Raw genomic sequence first — 17770 nt, forward strand, 5'->3', positions numbered from 1 at the left:
ACTATGTCATGTGAACTGAGCAAAGAAGGAAATGGGTCCAGGCTGGCGAACTCCTCAGATAACCGAATTTTAATAAGGGGAATTATGGTATGAAGGGGGCAAGGAAATGAAAACGATTCGCAGCATGTTCGAGCAGCTGTATTGGGCCGACAAGCGCATACTGGATGCGCTGGAAGCTGGCGGGGATGGGGAATCCGAAGCTGAAGCGGTCCGGCTGCTAAGTCATACTCTGCGTGCGGAGCAGGTGTGGTTCACCCGGCTGCAGGGACAGGACAGCAACCACCTGCCGCTTTGGCCAAACGACAGTCTGGAAGACTGTAAACGTCTTGCGCAAGAGATGCGGGAAGCCTTCAGCGCATATCTCGCTGAGCTAACCGACGAACGTCTGGACGATGTGATTACCTACAGCAACCAGTCCGGGAGGTCATATCGGACATCCGTTCAAGACATTTTGACTCATCTTGCGCTGCATGGCCAGTATCACAGGGGGCAAATCAACATGAAGCTGCGCTCCGCCGGCATGGAGCCGGTCAACGTGGATTATATTACATTTGTGCGCCTGCAGGGACAGTAAAACCCCGTTCTCACTCAAGCGAAAAAGTCATAACCACAGATCGTGGGTATGACTTTTTTGGATGACCGGTGCTCCAGTTCGTACGCTAGAAAATATGCCCCAGCTTGTCGGGGTTTCGAACAATATAGATGTTGTGGATCTTCCCATCTTCGAAGTGAAAGAGCAGCACTCCATTGACTGCGCTGTCTTCTGAACGCAGCAGTATGGCAGCTTCTCCATTGACTTGCCCCATTTCGACCGTCGTTCCTTCTCCAAACATGGCTGCTTTACGCATACCGCCGAGAAGGTAACACCCGACCCGTTCCCGGGAGACAACCGGATGGACCGTTGCAACCACTTTGCCGCCACCGTCGGCAACCAGCACGACATCCTGGTCCAGCAGCGATAAAAGCTGATCCATGTTCCCTTTCTTAAGAGCTCCCATAAATCCATGAACCCACTGCTGGCTCTCAGGGTGGATCTGAACGGGCTCGTCGGTTACCCGTCCCATCTTTGCGCTCGCACGGCTGAACAGTTTCCGGCAGCTCACTTCGCTTTTTTCCATAAGCTCGGCGATCTCGTTGTAATTGAAGCCCAGCGCTTCGCGCAGGATGAACACGGCACGCTCGGAGGTCGTCAGATTTTCCAGCAGAACAAGCATTCCATAAGAGAGGAGATCATCCCTTTCCAATGCTTCCGTTGAATCGTCGTTTAACATGAGAAAGGGCTCGGGAAGCCATTCCCCATAATATTCCTCCCTTTGTTTTCGTGCCGATTTCATCATATCTTTACAGTGGTTCGTGACCATTTTGCACAAAAAAGCCTTGGGCTGCGTTAAACGTTCCCGTGGGACATCATGTACCTTAACAAAAACATCCTGCACGGCGTCTTCCGCATCGGAAACCGAACCCGTCAATTGATAAGCAAGCTTGAATAACAGCTTCTTGTACTGCTTGTAAAGATCCTGCATCCGACTTGCTCCTTCCGCAGCTGATTTTCTATTTTCACCTTAAAGGAATCAAGGCTTTTACACAACCTTTACCGCCACTCGACGATCTCATCGAGGCGCTGTCTTGCTTTTGGACGTTTGGGGTCCTCTTGCCGGTATCCGAAAGCAACCATACAGGACACGCCGAAATCGCCGTCACCTATAATACCCTCGTTTTGTAAAATAGAGGTCACCTGCTTTTTATCAAATCCTTCGATGGGACTGGAATCAATGCCGATTTGAGCCGCGGCTGTCATCATGTTGGCCAGTGCGATATACGTTTGTTTGCATGCCCATTCAAACAGGAGACGGTCATTATTTTCGAGCTCCGATTCGATGAAGGTTTTATAGAACCCGGAAACCCGCTGCACCACTTCTTCAGGCATATGCTGGATGTCTTTCAGCATTTTCATGACATGAGCCGAATCATGCCTTAAGCCTTGTCTGGCCAAAATTACAACAAAATGGCTCGCCGTAGGCAGTTGTCCCAGGGCACCGCCCGTGACAGGTTTTAACTTTGCGCGGAGCGCCGCATCCTGAATCACGACAAACTTCCAAGGCTCAAGGCCAACCGAACTCGGGGACAATCTTCCTGCCTCCAAAATAAAGCTGAAGTCTTCATCCGGGATTTTCTGGCTGGTATCAAATACATGGCAAGCATGTCTGAATTGAAAAGCCTTTAAAATTTCTTCTTTTTTATTCTCCGCTGTGATCATATGGGATCAACCTTTCTTTGTGGTTTACACATATAACGAGGTGATGCTGGGATTTGTGACCGCCGCTCAAACATGACTCGTAGTTCATTTACAATGCGGAAGTCCTGTGTTAAATTTAATCGTGTATCAACAAGTGATATGTTGTTTCATCCTATGAAACAAACAGACGACGACCGTGGACAATTCGATTCGGAAGCTGATGATGATATAAGGGGGAGAGTCTATGATGGATGAGTCGAGGAAAAACCAGGTGAAGCAGCAGTTTTCCCGGAATGCAGATAAGTACGTGACGAGTGCAATTCATGCCAAAGGCGAGGATCTGGCCTGGCTTGTGTCATGCGCCAAAGCCAACGAGAATATGAATGTGCTTGATATTGCAACAGGTGGAGGACATGTGGCCAATGCGCTTGCCCCGCTGGTTCGTCATGTAACGGCCTGCGATTTAACCCGTGAAATGCTGGCGGCAGCAGAACGCTTTATCGGCGGAAATGGACACACGAACGTAAGCTACATAACGGGAGACGCGGAGCAGCTGCCTTTTGAAGATGAATCCTTCGATCTGGTGACCTGCCGAATCGCTGCGCATCATTTCACAGATGTTCCGGCGTTTGCCGTCGAGGCTCTGCGGGTTGCCAAACCTGGAGGGAAACTGCTCTTCATAGACAACGTAGCTCCCGAGCAGGACCCTTTGGATCAATTTTATAATGATATCGAAAAGTTACGGGACCCGAGCCATGTCCGGGCATGGAAGAAATCGGAGTGGATTCATTTGCTCGAAAGCACCGGCTTCCGCATCGAGATGGCCGTCTGCTTCCCGAAACCGTTCCGGTTTCAGGATTGGTGCGAGCGGGCAGGGCTTCCGCAAGCGGAGAGAGAGGCTTTAGAGAACAAGATGCTGCAGTCTGCAGAAGATGTACGCCGGTTTTTCTCGATATTTTCTGATGAATACGGCAGGCTTTCCAGCTTTTCCGGAGAATCCGTCTATATTCAGGCTGTCCGGGTGGAGTAAGCAGAGCTTGGACTAACCAAAATCGGGAAGGGGAAATAACGGATAATGAAATGTGCAATTCTGGACGATTATCAACGGGTTGCCTTATCGATGACGGACTGGTCGGCCGTCGCAGAGCGCCTCGAGCTCCGTGTATTCGATCATCATTTCAATGACGAAGAGGAGCTGGCTGCTGCGATCGAAGATTGCGAGATCGTCGTCATCATGAGGGAGCGGACGCCATTCCGGGAATCGCTGTTCCGGCGTCTGCCGGGCCTGAAGCTACTGGTCACGACAGGCATGCGCAACGCCTCGGTCGATCTGGCCGCGGCTGCGGAACGAGGCGTTGTTGTATGCGGGACGCGAGGAGGCGGCGAAGGGACGACGGAGCTGACCTGGGCGCTCATTCTCGGGCTCGCAAGAAGGCTGGTACAGGAGAACGAAGCGCTGCGCAGCGGCGGAGCCTGGCAGAGCACGATCGGTGTAGACCTGATCGGCAAGCGGTTAGGTCTGCTCGGCTTAGGGCATATCGGAAGCAACGTCGCGCGCATCGGGCAGGCGTTCGGCATGGAGGTTATGGCCTGGAGCCAGAACTTGACCGCCGACAAAGCCGCCGCCGCGGGAGTGAAGCTCGCATCGTCGAAGGACGAACTGCTGGAGAGCAGCGACTTCGTCTCCATCCATGTCGTGCTCAGTGACCGCACGAGAGGGTTGATCGGCGCGCAGGAGCTTGGACTCATGCGTCCGTCCGCCTACCTCATCAACACCTCGCGGGCACCGATCGTTGACCGCGAGGCGCTGATCGAAGCCTTGCGCAGCGGCAAGATCGCCGGTGCCGGCCTGGACGTCTTCGAGCAGGAGCCGCTGCCTGTGGACGACCCGCTCCGGACGATGCCGAACGTGCTGGCTACGCCGCATATCGGTTACGTGACCGAAGCTTCCTACCGCGCCTTCTTCCGCGGAATCGTCGAGGCGATCGATGCGTACCTGAAAGGCTCGCCCGTGAATGTGATTGGGTAACGATACATCCCGATTCGTACAGGCATCCGCGAGATGATTTTTTAATGGATTTGGTGATTATTTTAAATCCCTGATTCGTCAGTATCTCTGATGGATCCGGGTTTTTTATTTTCATATGGGGGCATTCTTTGGAGCAGCATATTCAGATACGCCAAACCAAATCAGTGCAGCCCACATTGATGGAAATTCTCCTATTGTGTTAAAATTTCTTGTGTTTGTTCAATCAGATTGCCGAATAATAGCTGGCACAGGAGGGTTCGAACATGAAAATATTGATCGTCGGCGCAACGGGTACGCTTGGAACGGCGGTTCGCCGTGAATTGGAGCAGAGCCATGAGATCATTACGGCCGGACGCAAAGGGGCTGACGTCACCGTCGATATGTCGGTTCCTGATAGCATCATCGCCATGTATGATGCCGTCGGCAAGGTGGATGCGGTGATCTGCACCGCCGGACAAGCTTACTTCGGGCCGCTGCAGGAATTAACGCCGGAACGTAATGAAATCGCGTTCTTAGGGAAGATGAAAGGACAAATCAACCTTGTGCTGCTGGGGTTGGATCATGTAAATGATCAAGGAAGCTTCACCCTGACTACCGGTATTATTATGGACAGTCCCATTGTGGGCGGAATCTCATCAGCAATGGCGGGCGGCGCCATCAAAGCCTTCGTACAGTCGGCAGCCATTGAAATGCCAAGAGGAATTCGGATCAACAACGTCAGCCCAAATGTACTGGAGGAGTCCATGGATACCTATGGACCTTATTTCCCGGGCTTTGAGCCTATACCGGCTAGAAGAGCTGCCTTAGCGTTCCGGAAAAGTGTGGAAGGTGCCCAGACCGGACAAACTTATACGGTCTATTGAAGTAAGACGACCGAAGCGAATGTTGTTGTCCGTAAAGTCGAAGCTAGTTTAACGAATGTAGCTGTCAGCGAACAAGAGCTTTGGCAGATATGCAGAGCCAGTGGTTGGAGGATATCCAGCGACTGGCTCTTTTTATGAAGGTTCTCGTTCTGCTATCCTCTACAGGATCCGAAGGTTGGTAAATCGAATGATGGAACCCCAGCTCCTACCTGCCGCTAGCGTCTTTGTCATAAGTCTGGACGTAAATACCGTCCCCTTCCTGCCATTCGGCGATCAGAACGTCTTTATAATCGGTTATGTGATACGGTTCCAGCTGTGCTCTCAACCAGGATTCGTCAAATCCGAGATCCTTAATTTCGTCCCATAACACCTTCCCGTCGCGGATAATCGTTACGGGAACGTACACCGGTTTGTCCGGCAGTTTCAAGTCCTCCCCGGTCGTTTTCTGATACCGGGACTTTTTTAAAATGCTGAGGGAGCCGTCGGCCTCCAAATAGCAGAAGGCGACCTCCCGAATCGAGAAGGTTTCGCTTTGGCGGAGCAAGCTTTGCAGCTGGTTTATGTTCATCCGGTTTTTCTTCAGCGCCTGAAGATCCAGGACGCCGTTTTTGATCAATGCAGAAGGCTTGCCCTCAAATATCCCCCGGAAAAACAGCGATTTTTGCCCCAGGTATTCGATAATGACAAGCAGCACTCCCCACAGGCAGATGGAATAGATGATATAAGACAGCCCGACTTTCGGTTCATACAAGGCGTTTCCGAGCAGTTCTCCAAACACGATGGAGGCGATGAAGGTGAAGGGGGTAATTTGTTTGATGATTTTTCTTCCGGCAAATCTCACGATCACGAACAATAAAAAAAATCCGACGATTAGTTTGAGGGTTACGGGCCCTAAATGAATTTCCGGCATATGATTAACCTCGCAGCGGTTTCTATTTTGGAATACATTCTATGTATGCCCATATTGCGCCCGATATTTACTATCTACGTTTCAAGCAGGACGGTAACACAAAAGAACCGGCATTTGGCCGGTTCCTGGATTAAGGATAAGTCTGTGCATCTGAGACTTGGATTTCCGATATCGCAAGGAAAGCTTCCGCTAAGTGCACCCTGGTTTCCTTGAAGATTCGTCGATCGACGTTTTCTAATGCGGCGAGTGGCGGAATGAAAGAGAGATGTTACAGTTTGCTTATCGTCAGCAATCTTTTTCCCATGAACCATATGGCAGTGCCGGTACCCCACAGGATCAGGGCGGACCCAAGGCCGACTACGGACATATAAGTATTGATGTGAGCCGCGCCAAAGCTGGCCTCCACAGGCAGGAACAACAGCGTTGCGAGCGCGAGCAGACACAGTAACGCCCCGGTTAGATGATAAAACTTGACCCGGAACAAAGAGGCTAGCGGAAAAAAGTGAATTCCGACAATCAGAGCGGTGACGATGGGGATCAACGCCGTGCGGTCGGCGGCATTACAGACGGCAACCGCAATGGCGATCGCGGCACCCTCTGCCGCAAAGACGATATTGAAACGGATGGCGATCCGTTTGCCGGGCCTTGCATCAGCTACTGCGCTTTGATCCTTGATCTTCCGCGACCCACGGATCAGCGAGGCACCTCCGCTGAACAGCACAACCCCAATGGCGACAGCTGCGGCTAACCACAAAGGAGCTGCGAACTCCTGCAATCCCATGATGCCGGTATACGCCCACAGCGTACCGAATAAGGCCATAAAAAAAACGCCGCTTGCCGTTCCGCGTATGGCGGAACTATGGATGGTGCCAGATGGTTTTTTCATAATGTTAACTCCTCCGAATGGATATGATCTTCACTGGATTCATCATATCAAAAGGACCGAACCCCCCGGTATTCACGGTTGTCATGACTTTGATATGACAGTTGTCATCAATTTCCCTATGCTCCAACGCCGCCATGTTTCGGCAGTATGCCATGCAAAAGAAGCCGACCGGCAATGGGCGCCGGTCAGCTTCTGCAGGTCGTATTATTTTGTCCGCAAATACCGCTTGTCCTTCAGGAATAACCACCAGAACAAAATAAACGCCGGCAGCAGAATGACGGTGCCGAAGCCGTAGCCCCAGAGCAGCGACACGAACATCGAGTGGTTCGTAAAACCGGCCTCCACTGTCAGGTCGGGGTGGACGATATAGGGCATATGCGCTCTCCCGTAGGCGTAGCTCGCCAGGGCAAACTGCAGAATCACGGCGACGACGGACAGGCGCAGCCAGCCTTTTCTGCCGTTATTCCGGCGGATCCACAGTGCACCGTACCCGATGGCAAAAGCGACGACCGACAGCAAGAACCACATCGACTGCTCCTGCATTCGGGCTACGATCCATAACGCTTCCGGAACCATCGTAAACGTCGCCAGGACGGCCATCGCCAGCGCCAGCGGCCCCAGAACGACCGCGATCGAGCGGTAGTGCTGCGAGACCTGCTCGTCGCCGGCTTCCCGGCCGTAGTCGGACAGGAACAAGGCGGACAGGAACAGCTCGGTCAGAATGCCGAAGCCGACGTGGGCGTACAGCGTGGCGCTGGTCAGCAGCTTCCCGAACTCGAGCTGGGGAAACCCCTGGCTCATGTGAATAAATCCGCCGAGCGAAATCGGCAGCACGCTGACGAGCAGACCGGGGATCAGCAGTCCGGTGACGCCGGACACGATCCGGAGCGCCAGTTCATGCTTCTGGACAGAGTACGAATAGACGATGAACGCGCTCCGAAACAGCAGCAGGACGAGCACCAGGCTCACTGGCACGAGCAGGAGCGTGCCCAGGACATAAGCGGCCCGGGGAAAAAAGCCGACCAGCGCGACCACGAGCAGGACGAGGAAGACGTTGGTGACTTCCCAGGAAGGGGACAGGAAGCGATTCGCGATGTCGGCCGCATGCGGATTCCGTCTGCTGAACACCATGGACCAGAAGCCTGCGCCGAAGTCGATGGAACCGGCGATGGAATAGATGAAAATAAAGCACCAGAGAATGGTGATCGCAAGCTGCGTGTCGCTCATAGGCTTCTCCCCTCTCCGTTCACGCCCTCCACCCCGTCGAAGGTGACCGGATGCCGTTTGAAATAGTAGTACATCACCACGGCTGTGACGATGAGCAGAAAAACATACAGGCCGAGGAAAAGGACAAACAGCGAACCGAGATGCTGCGCCTTCGTCGCGGCCGACGCCGTCGTCTGCATATGGTAGATCGTCCACGGCTGACGCCCCGTACAGCTGAACACCCAGCCCGTTTCAATGCCGATCATGGACAGCGGGCCGGCCAGCAGCAGGGCGGACAGCAGCCACCTCGGATAGGGGCGCTTGGTCAGCAGCCGCAGACCGACCGTAAAGGCCGATGCGAGGATCAGCAGCGTGCCGATCCCGACCATGACGTTGAACAGCGTATGAATGATCAGCGGAGGCCACTGATCCTCCGGAAAATCGTTCAATCCTTTCACCACCGTGTCGAACCGGTTGCCCGCCAGAAAGCTGAGCGCCCACGGAATTTCGATGGCACCTTTAATACTGCGGGTTTCTTTATCAGTGACACCGCCGATCGCGAGCGGCGCATAGGCTTGGGTCTCAAAGAGTCCCTCGGCCGCCGCCAGCTTTTCGGGCTGATGCTCATGCAGCATTTGCGCGGTTTCGTGGCCGCTAAGCGCCGTCATGAGCGAAATGATCCCGCCGATGAGCAGTCCAAGGAACAGGCTCTTCTGGTGATAGGACCGCTCGCGTTCCGACGATCCGCGTTTTAGCAGCTTATAGGCAGCTACCGAAGCGACCGCAAACGCCCCGGTCATATAGGCCGACAGCAGGACATGCATGGCCGTCGTCGGCAGGCTCGGGTTGAACACGGCCGCCCATGGATGGACGTCAAACACCCGGCCGTTTTCCATCCGGAAGCCGCTGGGCGTATTCATCCAGGCGTGGGCGTCGGTAATGAGCACAGCGGACATGCTGGATCCGATCGCAACAAAGATGACACTCAGAATCCGCAGGGTTGGCGGAAGCCGATCCGCCGCGTAGACGTAGATGGACATGAACAGCGCCTCGAGGAAAAATGCCCAGATCTCAATCTGGAAGGGAAGCGCGATCACTTGGCCGACGATTTCCATAAAGCCGGGCCACAAGAGGGACAGCATCACGCCGACCAGGGTTCCCGACGGAATGGCGACGCCAAGGAGAATGGCGAGGCCTTTGGTCCAGCGTTTGGCGAGCGTGGCGTAGTCCTTATCCTTTTTCACCTGGTACAAAACTTCCGCGATCACGATCATGAAGGGGATGCCTACCCCGAGTGTCGCAAAGATGATATGAAACGCCATGGACGATCCGAACAGTGACCGTGCAAGCATAACGTTATCCATAAGAAGCCTCCGTTCTGAGCGTAAAGTCGCATCTTATTGTGAACCAAGGTTATCCAAAGTATTCCTGCACAGATAAATAACGCCAAGAGCGTAAAGCGGCCGGAACAGAGAGTAAGCGGGCGGGGACAATGGATTGTGGGTGTATCCATCCTGACTGTATAATGAAGATAAGATGACTAGGAAAGGGGCGGCCCGGAGTGAAAATCAGCGAATTGTCGCAATTAACCCATGTCAGTGCCCGCTCGATCCGTCATTACGAAAATCAAGGTCTTCTCATCGCCGACAGATTGGATAACGATTACCGGGATTTCCCTGAATCGGCTGTCGGGCGGGTCAAGGCGATCCAGCTGTACTTGAAGCTGGGATTGACGGTTGAAGAGATCAAAGCGTTATTCAGAACGGAAGTGGCCGATCCTGACGGTTATGAATATTGCGAGGAGATGCTGGCCACGTATGAGGGAAAGCTGCAGCAGGTAAATGAGCAGATCGAAGCCTTGCAGGGGCTGAAAACATTACTGGAAAGACAAATCGCCCTCACCAACGGGAAAAAGAACATCGTATAGCCAAAACAGCACTGGAGCGGCGGAAGCATGCTCCGGTTTTTTTATGTTGACATTGACACTAGTGTAAACCTTTATGATGGGCTTAATCTCGTGATGAAGGGAGCTTTACCTATGAATACAGGTTTTCCAAATGACAATCTTCAAGCTGGTGATTCGTATGCGGCCGGCCATTCCAAATCAGTCACCCTCATCGGACTCGGCCCGATGGGACAGGCGATGGCGCGCGTGCTGCTTGACCGCGGCTATGCCGTGACCTTGTGGAACCGGACCCCCGGCAAGGTGGAAGAGCTTGTCCGGCAAGGTGCCGTCCAGGCCGAGACAGTGGGCGGCGCTTTGGATGCGAATGAGCTCACGATACTCAGCCTAACCGATTACGACGTCATGTACGCTATTTTCGAACCGGCCATAGAGCGCTTGGCAGGCAAAACGATCGTCAACCTGAGCTCGGACACGCCGGCGAACGCCCGTAAGGCGGCGGAGTGGCTAGCGGACCGCGGCGCCCGTCTCGTCACAGGCGGCGTGCAGGTTCCTCCTTCAGGGATCGGCCAATCCGGATCCTATACGTATTACAGCGGGCCAAGGGAGGCGTTTGAGGGTTATAAGGAGACGCTGGAGGTGTTGACCGGCACCGATTACAGGGGAGAGGATCCCGGACTTTCCATGGTGTATTACCAGATCCAAATGGACATGTTCTGGACATCCATGCTCAGCTATTTACATGCGCTTGCGCTGGCTGACGCAAACGGCATTTCGGCGGAACAGCTTCTGCCGTATGCTTCAGCGACCCTGTCGTCGCTGCCGGGCTTTATCGCGTTCTATACGCCTCGCCTTGACGAAGGGCTGCATCCCGGCGATGTGGACAGACTGGCCATGGGTGTGGCGAGCGTCCAGCATGTCGTGCATACAGCCGAAGATGCGGGGATTGATGCTGCTTTACCGGCTGCCGTGCTCCAGATTTTCATGCGGGGAATGGACCAAGGATATGCCGGGAACAGCTTTACCAGCCTGATTGAAACGTTCAAAGCAGCAAAAGTGCGGAACACATGACCCGCTATACCGAAGCCTGACTCCATTTGGAGTTCAGGCTTTTTTGTACTGTATCTAAGAAGCCGATTGACCTTCGTCAAGGTCTAGGGGTATACTTTATTCAATTTTTCAGAATACGTTTTCGGTGACTCGGCAAGAGCCGGAAAACGATAGTCTGTCTTACATATAACGCTGCATACAGCGTAACGATTTCAAGGAGGTTATCATTTGCTTACTACATTAAATCTAGCCGGAATTTGGGAACTCCAATTGGATGGAGAGAAGTCCGGATTGCTAACGCCGTTCACCGATACGATGGCGCTCCCTGGCACGACATCCCATGCCCGAAAAGGGGAGCGGAACGAAGCCGCAGAGATCGGCTCGCTGACGGATGAGTATCGTTTTGAAGGCTATGCCTGGTTTTCACGGACGTTTGAAGTGGACGCATCACTCGTAGAGTTACCCTGCTTCCTTTACCTGGAGCGTACGCGTGTGACAACCGTTTGGATCGACGGTGAGGAATTGGGCAGCCGTAACAGTCTGAGCACCCCCCATGTGTACGAGATCTCCGGAGGACTGGCGGCAGGGACGCATACGATCCTTATTCGTGTCGACAACACGAACTACCCTACCAAAGGCGGCCATCTCACATCTCCGGATACCCAGACGAACTGGAACGGCATCACCGGACGGATCGAGCTGCAATTTACGGGCCAGCGTTACCTGCAAAATGTCCAGGTCTATCCGGATGCGGCAAGCCGGTCGGTCACCGTCAAGGCGCGTCGCGTGGGCATTTCCGCAGACAAGCTGGTCGTGTCAGCATCCGGATTCAACGGCGATTCCGAGCATCGGCCGGAGGCGCATACGTTCAGCCTTTCCGATGATCTCGAGGTCGTTATCACATACCCGCTCGGTGAAGACGCCAGACTGTGGAGCGAGTTCGATCCCTACCTGTACAAGCTGAACCTTCGTCTGGTAGACGAGGAAGGAACGCTGCTGGACGTGACCGAAATCGTATTCGGACTGCGGTCATTCCAGGCTGACGGCGATAAGTTTACGATTAACGGAATCCGGACCTTTCTGCGCGGGAAGCATGACGGCCTCATTTTCCCGCTGACAGGCTATGCGCCGACGACCGTTGACGAATGGCTGCAGGTGCTTACCATTGCCAAATCGTACGGCATCAACCATTATCGCTTCCATACCTGTTGTCCGCCGGAAGCCGCTTTTACCGCGGCCGATCTGCTGGGGATCTATATGGAGCCGGAGCTGCCGTTCTGGGGAACCGTCACCGACGAATCCGATCCGAACCATAACGCTGCCGAACAGGAATACCTGATTCAGGAAGGGTTCTCCATGCTGGAGAGCTTCGGCAATCATCCGTCTTTTGTCATGATGTCGCTCGGGAACGAGCTGTGGGGGAGCAAGTCGCGCCTCAGTGAGATCCTGGCCGCTTACAAAGCGTTCGATGACCGCCCCTTGTATACGCAAGGATCGAACAACTTCCAGTTCGTGCCGGACATACTCCCGGAGGAGGATTTCTTCTGCGGCGTCCGTTTCTCGCGGGATCGTCTCTTCCGCGGCTCCTACGCCATGTGTGACGCGCCGCAGGGCCATGTGCAGACGGACATGCCAAGCACCCGCAAAGATTATGACGAGCAGATCCAGCCGTCCGTCTTCGGTAAAGGACCGGAGGAAGGATCCCGGAACAGCATCCAGATCCAGTACGGAACAGGTACGAAGACCGTGCAGGCGTCGGCGGTAGAAGAACAATTGATCCCCCGCATTCCGGTCGTTTCGCACGAGATCGGACAGTATGCCACCTTCCCGAATTTTGGCGAGATCGAAAAATACACAGGTCCCCTCAAAGCCCGCAATTTCGAAACATTCCGGAAACGGCTCGAGGATAAGGGGCTCGGCCATTTGGCGGAAGCATACTTTTGGAACTCTGGGCAGCTGGCGGTAGACTGCTATAAGGAGGAGCTGGAAGCCGCTTTCCGGTCCCGACGGCTGGCAGGGTTCCAGCTGTTGGATCTCCAGGATTTCAGCGGCCAAGGGACGGCGCTTGTGGGTGTGCTGGATGCTTTTATGGACAGCAAGGGCTTGGTGACTCCGGAGGAGTGGCGGACGTTCTGCTCCGACGCCGTGCTGCTGGCGCGTTTTGACAAGTATCATTTTACAGCCGGCGAGCGTTTCGACGCGCACGTCGAGCTGGCTTATTTCCGCGGCATACCGCTAAACGCGGCTGAAGTGGTCTGGAACGTTGCAGAAGGCGGGACGATTCTGACCGAAGGAACGCTGGCTGTGGAAGCATCGCAAGACGACAACTACGTGGACTTCGGGGATATCTCCTTTGTGGTTCCGGAACCTGCGGGAATGACGCAGGTTATCTTGTCACTCGCCATCACCGGGACGGATATCCGTAAAACCTACCCGCTCTGGCTCTACCCGGCGGGAGTGACTGTCGATGTATCAGCCGAACAATGGGTAACCGCACTGGACCCAGGCGTCCTGGCGCGTCTTGCGAAGGGGGAGTCTCTGCTGCTTACGCCGGACCCGGCCCGGCTGGAATCCGCCGTAGACGGCACATACTGTACGGATTTCTGGTGTTACCCGATGTTCCGGTCGATATCGGAGAGCATGAACAAGCCTGTGCCTGTCGGTACGATGGGACTGCTGATCGATCACTTGCATCCGGCACTGCGGCATTTTCCAAGCGCATCGCATTCGACGTATCCTTGGTGGAGCATCGCGTCCCACTCACGTCCGATCATTCTGGACGAACTGTCCCATGCTTTGTCGCCGATCGTTCAGACGATTGACAATTTTGAGCGCAACCATAAGCTGGGCCTCTTGTTCGAGTGCCGGGTCGGCGCCGGCAGGCTCCTCGTCTGTCCGCTGAATACGGAAGCTGTGATTGGTACGCCGGAGGGCAAGCAGTTCCTGCACAGCCTGATCGAATATGTACGATCCGAAGACTTTGATCCGCAGGTTGAGCTTGCGCTTTCCGAGCTTCAGGCCATCCTGTAAGCTCACGATCTTCAGGAAGGCTCCATCCAAACCGCACGATGCTGGAACCACGGGGAGAACCTGTACGGTATTATGCGGATGGTATTGGCTGTACCGTGTCATCCATCATGACCATGGGGCAGCCCCTTTCTGTATGCTGATAATGCCTTAGACCATTTCTCCGACCGTTAAGCCGCTCAGGTGAGCCGATCTCTGCTTTTCATGAAGAAGGTGCACTCCATTGGCATACGGACGACGGGAGGTATACAATACCATTTGGGCGAGTATCGCAAATGACCCATGAAAATCTGTTCATAGGAGGGGAACCATGCCGCAGGAAGATGTGATCAAAAGCGTGATGAAACAGTATATTGACCACTTCAATCAGGATGATGTGGAAGGCGTGCTTTCCCTTTTCGGGGAAGAAGCCACCGTGGAAGATCCGGTCGGTTCACCGGCTGTAGAAGGGAAATCCGCAATCGCTGAATTTTACAAAAAGGTGGTTAATGGAAGTACCCGAATCCGGCTTGAGGGACCCATACGGGGATCTCACAGCAATTCGGGAGCCATGGCGCTGCAAATTACGACCTCAGCTGAAGGGAAAACCATTTCCATACCGGTCATTGAAGTGATGACCTTCGACGAACAAGGCAGCATCGCTTCGATGAAGGCATACTGGGGACAGGGGGATATGGTCATCGAGTAATACGGTATTGGCATAGGTGCCGCCGTACTGGAGCACATGCTGCCCGGTGCGGCGGCTTTATGTTTTACTGGGGAATAGGATGCACGGGGATACTCACGACAGCGGATAATCATAAAATTTGATTATTTTCACGTCCGGCAGCAGGTGATATTCTGGGGAGGCGCAGCCCTGAAGTCCATATTATTATATGATTCCGCACTATTATAATATTGTCCTTTCCAATGCATGACGGTAAGATCGTTGTAGTTTGAATTGAAACCGCTTCCTAAAAAGAATTCCATATACGTATTTCTACAGGTATGGATTGCTGATCAACGTGAAAATGAGGTGCAGTTCATGACGGAAATCGAAAAACTTAAACAGCAGTTTGCCGATCCGCCTGCTGAATTCAGCCCTATTCCTTTTTGGTTCTGGAACGATGCCCTGACCGAGGAGGAAATCATCCGCCAAATCCATGATTTTTATGCCAAAGAGGTGGCAGGGTTCGTCATTCACCCGCGGATGGGAATGCCCAGAGATATCCCTTATTTGTCGGAGAAATACATGGACTTGGTCGAAACAGCCGTATCGGAAGCCGCCGATCTGGGGATGCGGGTCATTCTGTATGATGAAGGGATGTATCCTTCCGGCTCCGCCTGCGGACTCGTCGTGCAGCAGAATCCCGCGTTTGCCAGCCGCGGATTGAGGCTTCAGGAGATCCCATGCGATAAAGGATCAGGCCCCGTGAGGGTCCCCATCGCGCTGTCCCCAGGGGAGACGCTGGTGTCGGTTCAAGCCGTCATCAAGCCGTCTGCAGGTGAGGCCCAAGTTGGAACGGCACTCGTGCTCGAATGTGAGAACGACAGCGTGTCGTTCACGCCGCCGGCCGAAGGGAACTGGTCGGTCTTATTGTTCATCGAGACTCCATCGCGGGGAACCATCCGCGGCGTTCATCCCGGACAGGACGATGGCGAGCCGGACGCTCCCTTAGCGGCCGATTTGCTGAATCCGGATGCGATAAAAAGCTTTATTGCGATAACGCATGAAAGATACTATCGAAGGCTGCATCGCTATTTTGGAACGACCGTATTCGCCTTTTTCACCGACGAACCGGATTTGCTCGGCCGCAGCCATATCAGGGGGCTGAAGCCATGGACGAACGGCTTCCTGAATGAGCTTATCGCAGGCGGCTTTCGTGAGCAGGATTTGCCGGCGCTGTGGTTCGAGACGGGAGAATCGGCTGCTTCGGTCCGCGAAGCCTACGAAACGGCGGTCCGCAACCGGCTGGGGCGCACGTATTATAAGCAAATCGCCGATTGGTGCGAAGCGCACGGCATCAGCCTTACCGGTCATCCGGCGGGAAGCGACGACATCGGGCTGCTGGAGCATTTTCATATTCCCGGGCAGGATGTCGTCTGGAGGTACATTGCTCCCGAAGACGGCAAGTCGCTCACCGGCGTGCACAGCACCATGGGCAAGTGCTCATCGGATGCCGCCCGCCACCGGGGGAGACGGAGAAACCTGAACGAATGCTTCGGCGTCTGTGGAATCGAAGGCGGCTGGTCGCTGAGCGCCGACAATATGAAATGGTACCTGGACTGGCTGTTCGTCCGGGGTGTCAATCTGATCAGCCCGCATGCCTTTTATTACTCCATCCGCGGGGAGCGAAGGGACGAGCGTCCGCCGGATGTCGGACCTCATAACATATGGTGGCCGGAGTACGGCCGGTTTGCAAGGTACATCAAGCGGATGAGCTGGATGATGACAGGCGGCGTGAACGGAGCGGAGGTTGCCGTACTGGCGGGGGCCAAGCATCTGCCTTGGCAAATCGTCAAGCCGCTGTATGAGCAGCAGATCGAGTTCAATTACTTGGAGGAATCGCTGCTGAACACTTCCTGCGAGTTAGAGGACAGGACGATTGCGATCGCCGGTTACCGGTATAAAGCGCTCCTGATTGAGGATTCCCTGAGGCTTGCACCGTCCAGCCTGCAGTTCCTGAGGGCGTTTGCCGATCAGGGCGGGGTGATCATCGAATGGAGTCCTGAAGGAAAGGATAGCGCACATATCAGCCAGATCGCGGTAAGCCGTGCCGAAGAGGTTCCGGAAGCGCTGGAGCGCAGGCTGGGCTGGAAGCATAGGCTCGAACCCGCTGCGAAAAGCATTCGGATCAGCCGGGTGATGAAGGACGATATCTGTTTCTATGTCATCGTCAATGAGGGCGAAGCAGGATACGAAGGTGCCTTGCGGATCAATCACACCGGTACGGCGGAATATTGGCGGCCTTGGACGGGGGAATGCGAAGCGGCTGGGACGCATCGAACAGAGGATGGACAGGTCGTCGATTTGCGTATTGAGCGCAGGGAATGCATCATCGTTGCCGTGGATCCGGCCTCGGATGAACAGGGGGCGAGCTTCAGATCGGAGCCGGCGAAGAGCAAGAGGGATGGGGACGTATCGGTGGAGGACCTGTCGGAAGGCTGGCAGGTGGTGGATGGTCCATGGACCGGGGAGCTCCCTTCGCTGTCGTCATGGACTCATTGGGAAGGGATGGACCGCTTCTCGGGAACGGTTGTTTACGAGCGGAGCCTTGAACTCGCAGACCCGTCCGCGTGGGCGGAACTCCTGCTGGATCTTGGCGATGCCCATGAGTTCGTTCAGCTTGAGGTGAACGGCAGGGAGGCGGGGGTCCGGATGTGGAAGCCATACGTTTTTGATATTGCTGAAACGGCGGTGCTTCCCGGAACAAACCGTCTGCGTGTGTCCGTCACGAACAGCCTGGCCAACCGCTACGACGGGAAGTCCTTCCCGTCCGGGTTGATTGGCCCGATACAGCTGATGAAGGTGCCGCATCATTGAGATTTCTTTGGCAGGAAGAACTGAGTTCGTGACGGCAAGTTGTCGAACCACCATATGAAAGGTAACTCTTCGCTGCAGGCTGATCTGTTAGGGATAGCGGATGACGTTTCCCGTTTGACGGCCAGCTTGACGAAGCG

Annotated in this window: 15 protein-coding genes; 9 read left to right on the forward strand and 6 right to left on the reverse strand. The window is 54.4% G+C overall.

The window, feature by feature from the left end; all coding sequences use genetic code 11:
- The first annotated feature begins 106 nt into the window (after positions 1-106).
- Complete coding sequence (locus GCU45_RS26525; protein ID WP_152401761.1) at positions 107-574, forward strand: DinB family protein; 468 nt, start codon at positions 107-109, stop codon at positions 572-574.
- A gap of 85 nt (positions 575-659) precedes the next feature.
- On the opposite strand, the gene sigJ is transcribed toward GCU45_RS26525, so the two are convergent.
- Both sigJ and GCU45_RS26535 read right to left on the reverse strand, forming a co-directional pair.
- A complete protein-coding gene (gene sigJ / locus GCU45_RS26530; protein ID WP_152401763.1) occupies positions 660-1523 on the reverse strand; it encodes an RNA polymerase sigma factor SigJ in 864 nt (287 codons plus the stop codon).
- Between the two features lie 68 nt (positions 1524-1591).
- Positions 1592-2257 (reverse strand): NAD(P)H-dependent oxidoreductase, encoded by a 666-nt coding sequence (locus tag GCU45_RS26535; protein ID WP_152401765.1) that lies wholly within the window; start codon positions 2255-2257, stop codon positions 1592-1594.
- 226 nt (positions 2258-2483) lie between these two features.
- Here GCU45_RS26535 and GCU45_RS26540 point away from each other — a divergent pair, with 226 nt between their 5' ends.
- From GCU45_RS26540 to GCU45_RS26550, 3 genes are all read left to right on the forward strand, one after another.
- Positions 2484-3266, forward strand: coding sequence for a class I SAM-dependent methyltransferase (locus GCU45_RS26540; protein ID WP_152403348.1), 783 nt, complete (start codon positions 2484-2486; stop codon positions 3264-3266).
- Between the two features lie 45 nt (positions 3267-3311).
- Entirely contained in the window at positions 3312-4265 is a 954-nt protein-coding gene (locus GCU45_RS26545) for a D-2-hydroxyacid dehydrogenase family protein (RefSeq protein WP_152401766.1), read from the forward strand.
- 263 nt (positions 4266-4528) lie between these two features.
- Positions 4529-5128, forward strand: coding sequence for a short chain dehydrogenase (locus GCU45_RS26550; protein ID WP_152401769.1), 600 nt, complete (start codon positions 4529-4531; stop codon positions 5126-5128).
- A 205-nt stretch (positions 5129-5333) separates the two neighbouring features.
- Here GCU45_RS26550 and GCU45_RS26555 read toward each other — a convergent pair whose 3' ends face one another.
- The 4 genes from GCU45_RS26555 to GCU45_RS26570 form a co-directional block, all read right to left on the reverse strand.
- Entirely contained in the window at positions 5334-6038 is a 705-nt protein-coding gene (locus GCU45_RS26555; RefSeq protein ID WP_152401771.1) for a DUF421 domain-containing protein, read from the reverse strand.
- A 268-nt stretch (positions 6039-6306) separates the two neighbouring features.
- Positions 6307-6924 carry a hypothetical protein gene (locus tag GCU45_RS26560; RefSeq protein ID WP_152401773.1) on the reverse strand — a complete coding sequence of 206 codons (618 nt, stop codon included), beginning with the start codon at positions 6922-6924 and terminating at the stop codon, positions 6307-6309.
- 204 nt (positions 6925-7128) lie between these two features.
- Positions 7129-8151: a cytochrome d ubiquinol oxidase subunit II gene (locus GCU45_RS26565; RefSeq protein ID WP_152401774.1), complete on the reverse strand. Its 1023-nt coding sequence runs from the start codon at positions 8149-8151 to the stop codon at positions 7129-7131.
- Positions 8148-9494 carry a cytochrome ubiquinol oxidase subunit I gene (locus GCU45_RS26570; protein WP_152401776.1) on the reverse strand — a complete coding sequence of 449 codons (1347 nt, stop codon included), beginning with the start codon at positions 9492-9494 and terminating at the stop codon, positions 8148-8150. Before GCU45_RS26570 ends, GCU45_RS26565 begins: the two co-directional genes overlap by 4 nt.
- Positions 9495-9691: 197 nt before the next feature.
- Here GCU45_RS26570 and GCU45_RS26575 point away from each other — a divergent pair, with 197 nt between their 5' ends.
- The 5 genes from GCU45_RS26575 (at position 9692) to GCU45_RS26595 (ending at position 17633) form a co-directional block, all read left to right on the forward strand.
- Entirely contained in the window at positions 9692-10057 is a 366-nt protein-coding gene (locus tag GCU45_RS26575; protein ID WP_152401778.1) for a MerR family transcriptional regulator, read from the forward strand.
- Between the two features lie 111 nt (positions 10058-10168).
- Positions 10169-11104 (forward strand): NAD(P)-dependent oxidoreductase, encoded by a 936-nt coding sequence (locus GCU45_RS26580; RefSeq protein WP_152401780.1) that lies wholly within the window; start codon positions 10169-10171, stop codon positions 11102-11104.
- A gap of 207 nt (positions 11105-11311) precedes the next feature.
- Positions 11312-14113 carry a DUF8487 domain-containing protein gene (locus GCU45_RS26585; RefSeq protein ID WP_152401782.1) on the forward strand — a complete coding sequence of 934 codons (2802 nt, stop codon included), beginning with the start codon at positions 11312-11314 and terminating at the stop codon, positions 14111-14113.
- A gap of 307 nt (positions 14114-14420) precedes the next feature.
- The gene (locus tag GCU45_RS26590) at positions 14421-14798 is read left to right on the forward strand and encodes a nuclear transport factor 2 family protein (RefSeq protein WP_152401783.1); all 378 of its coding nucleotides are present in this window, start codon (positions 14421-14423) and stop codon (positions 14796-14798) included.
- A 336-nt stretch (positions 14799-15134) separates the two neighbouring features.
- Positions 15135-17633 carry a glycosylhydrolase-like jelly roll fold domain-containing protein gene (locus tag GCU45_RS26595; protein ID WP_152401785.1) on the forward strand — a complete coding sequence of 833 codons (2499 nt, stop codon included), beginning with the start codon at positions 15135-15137 and terminating at the stop codon, positions 17631-17633.
- Positions 17634-17770: the final 137 nt, after the last annotated feature.

The organism is Paenibacillus cellulositrophicus, assembly GCF_009363095.1.
GTDB classification, from domain to species: Bacteria; Bacillota; Bacilli; order Paenibacillales; family Paenibacillaceae; genus Paenibacillus_AQ; species Paenibacillus_AQ favisporus.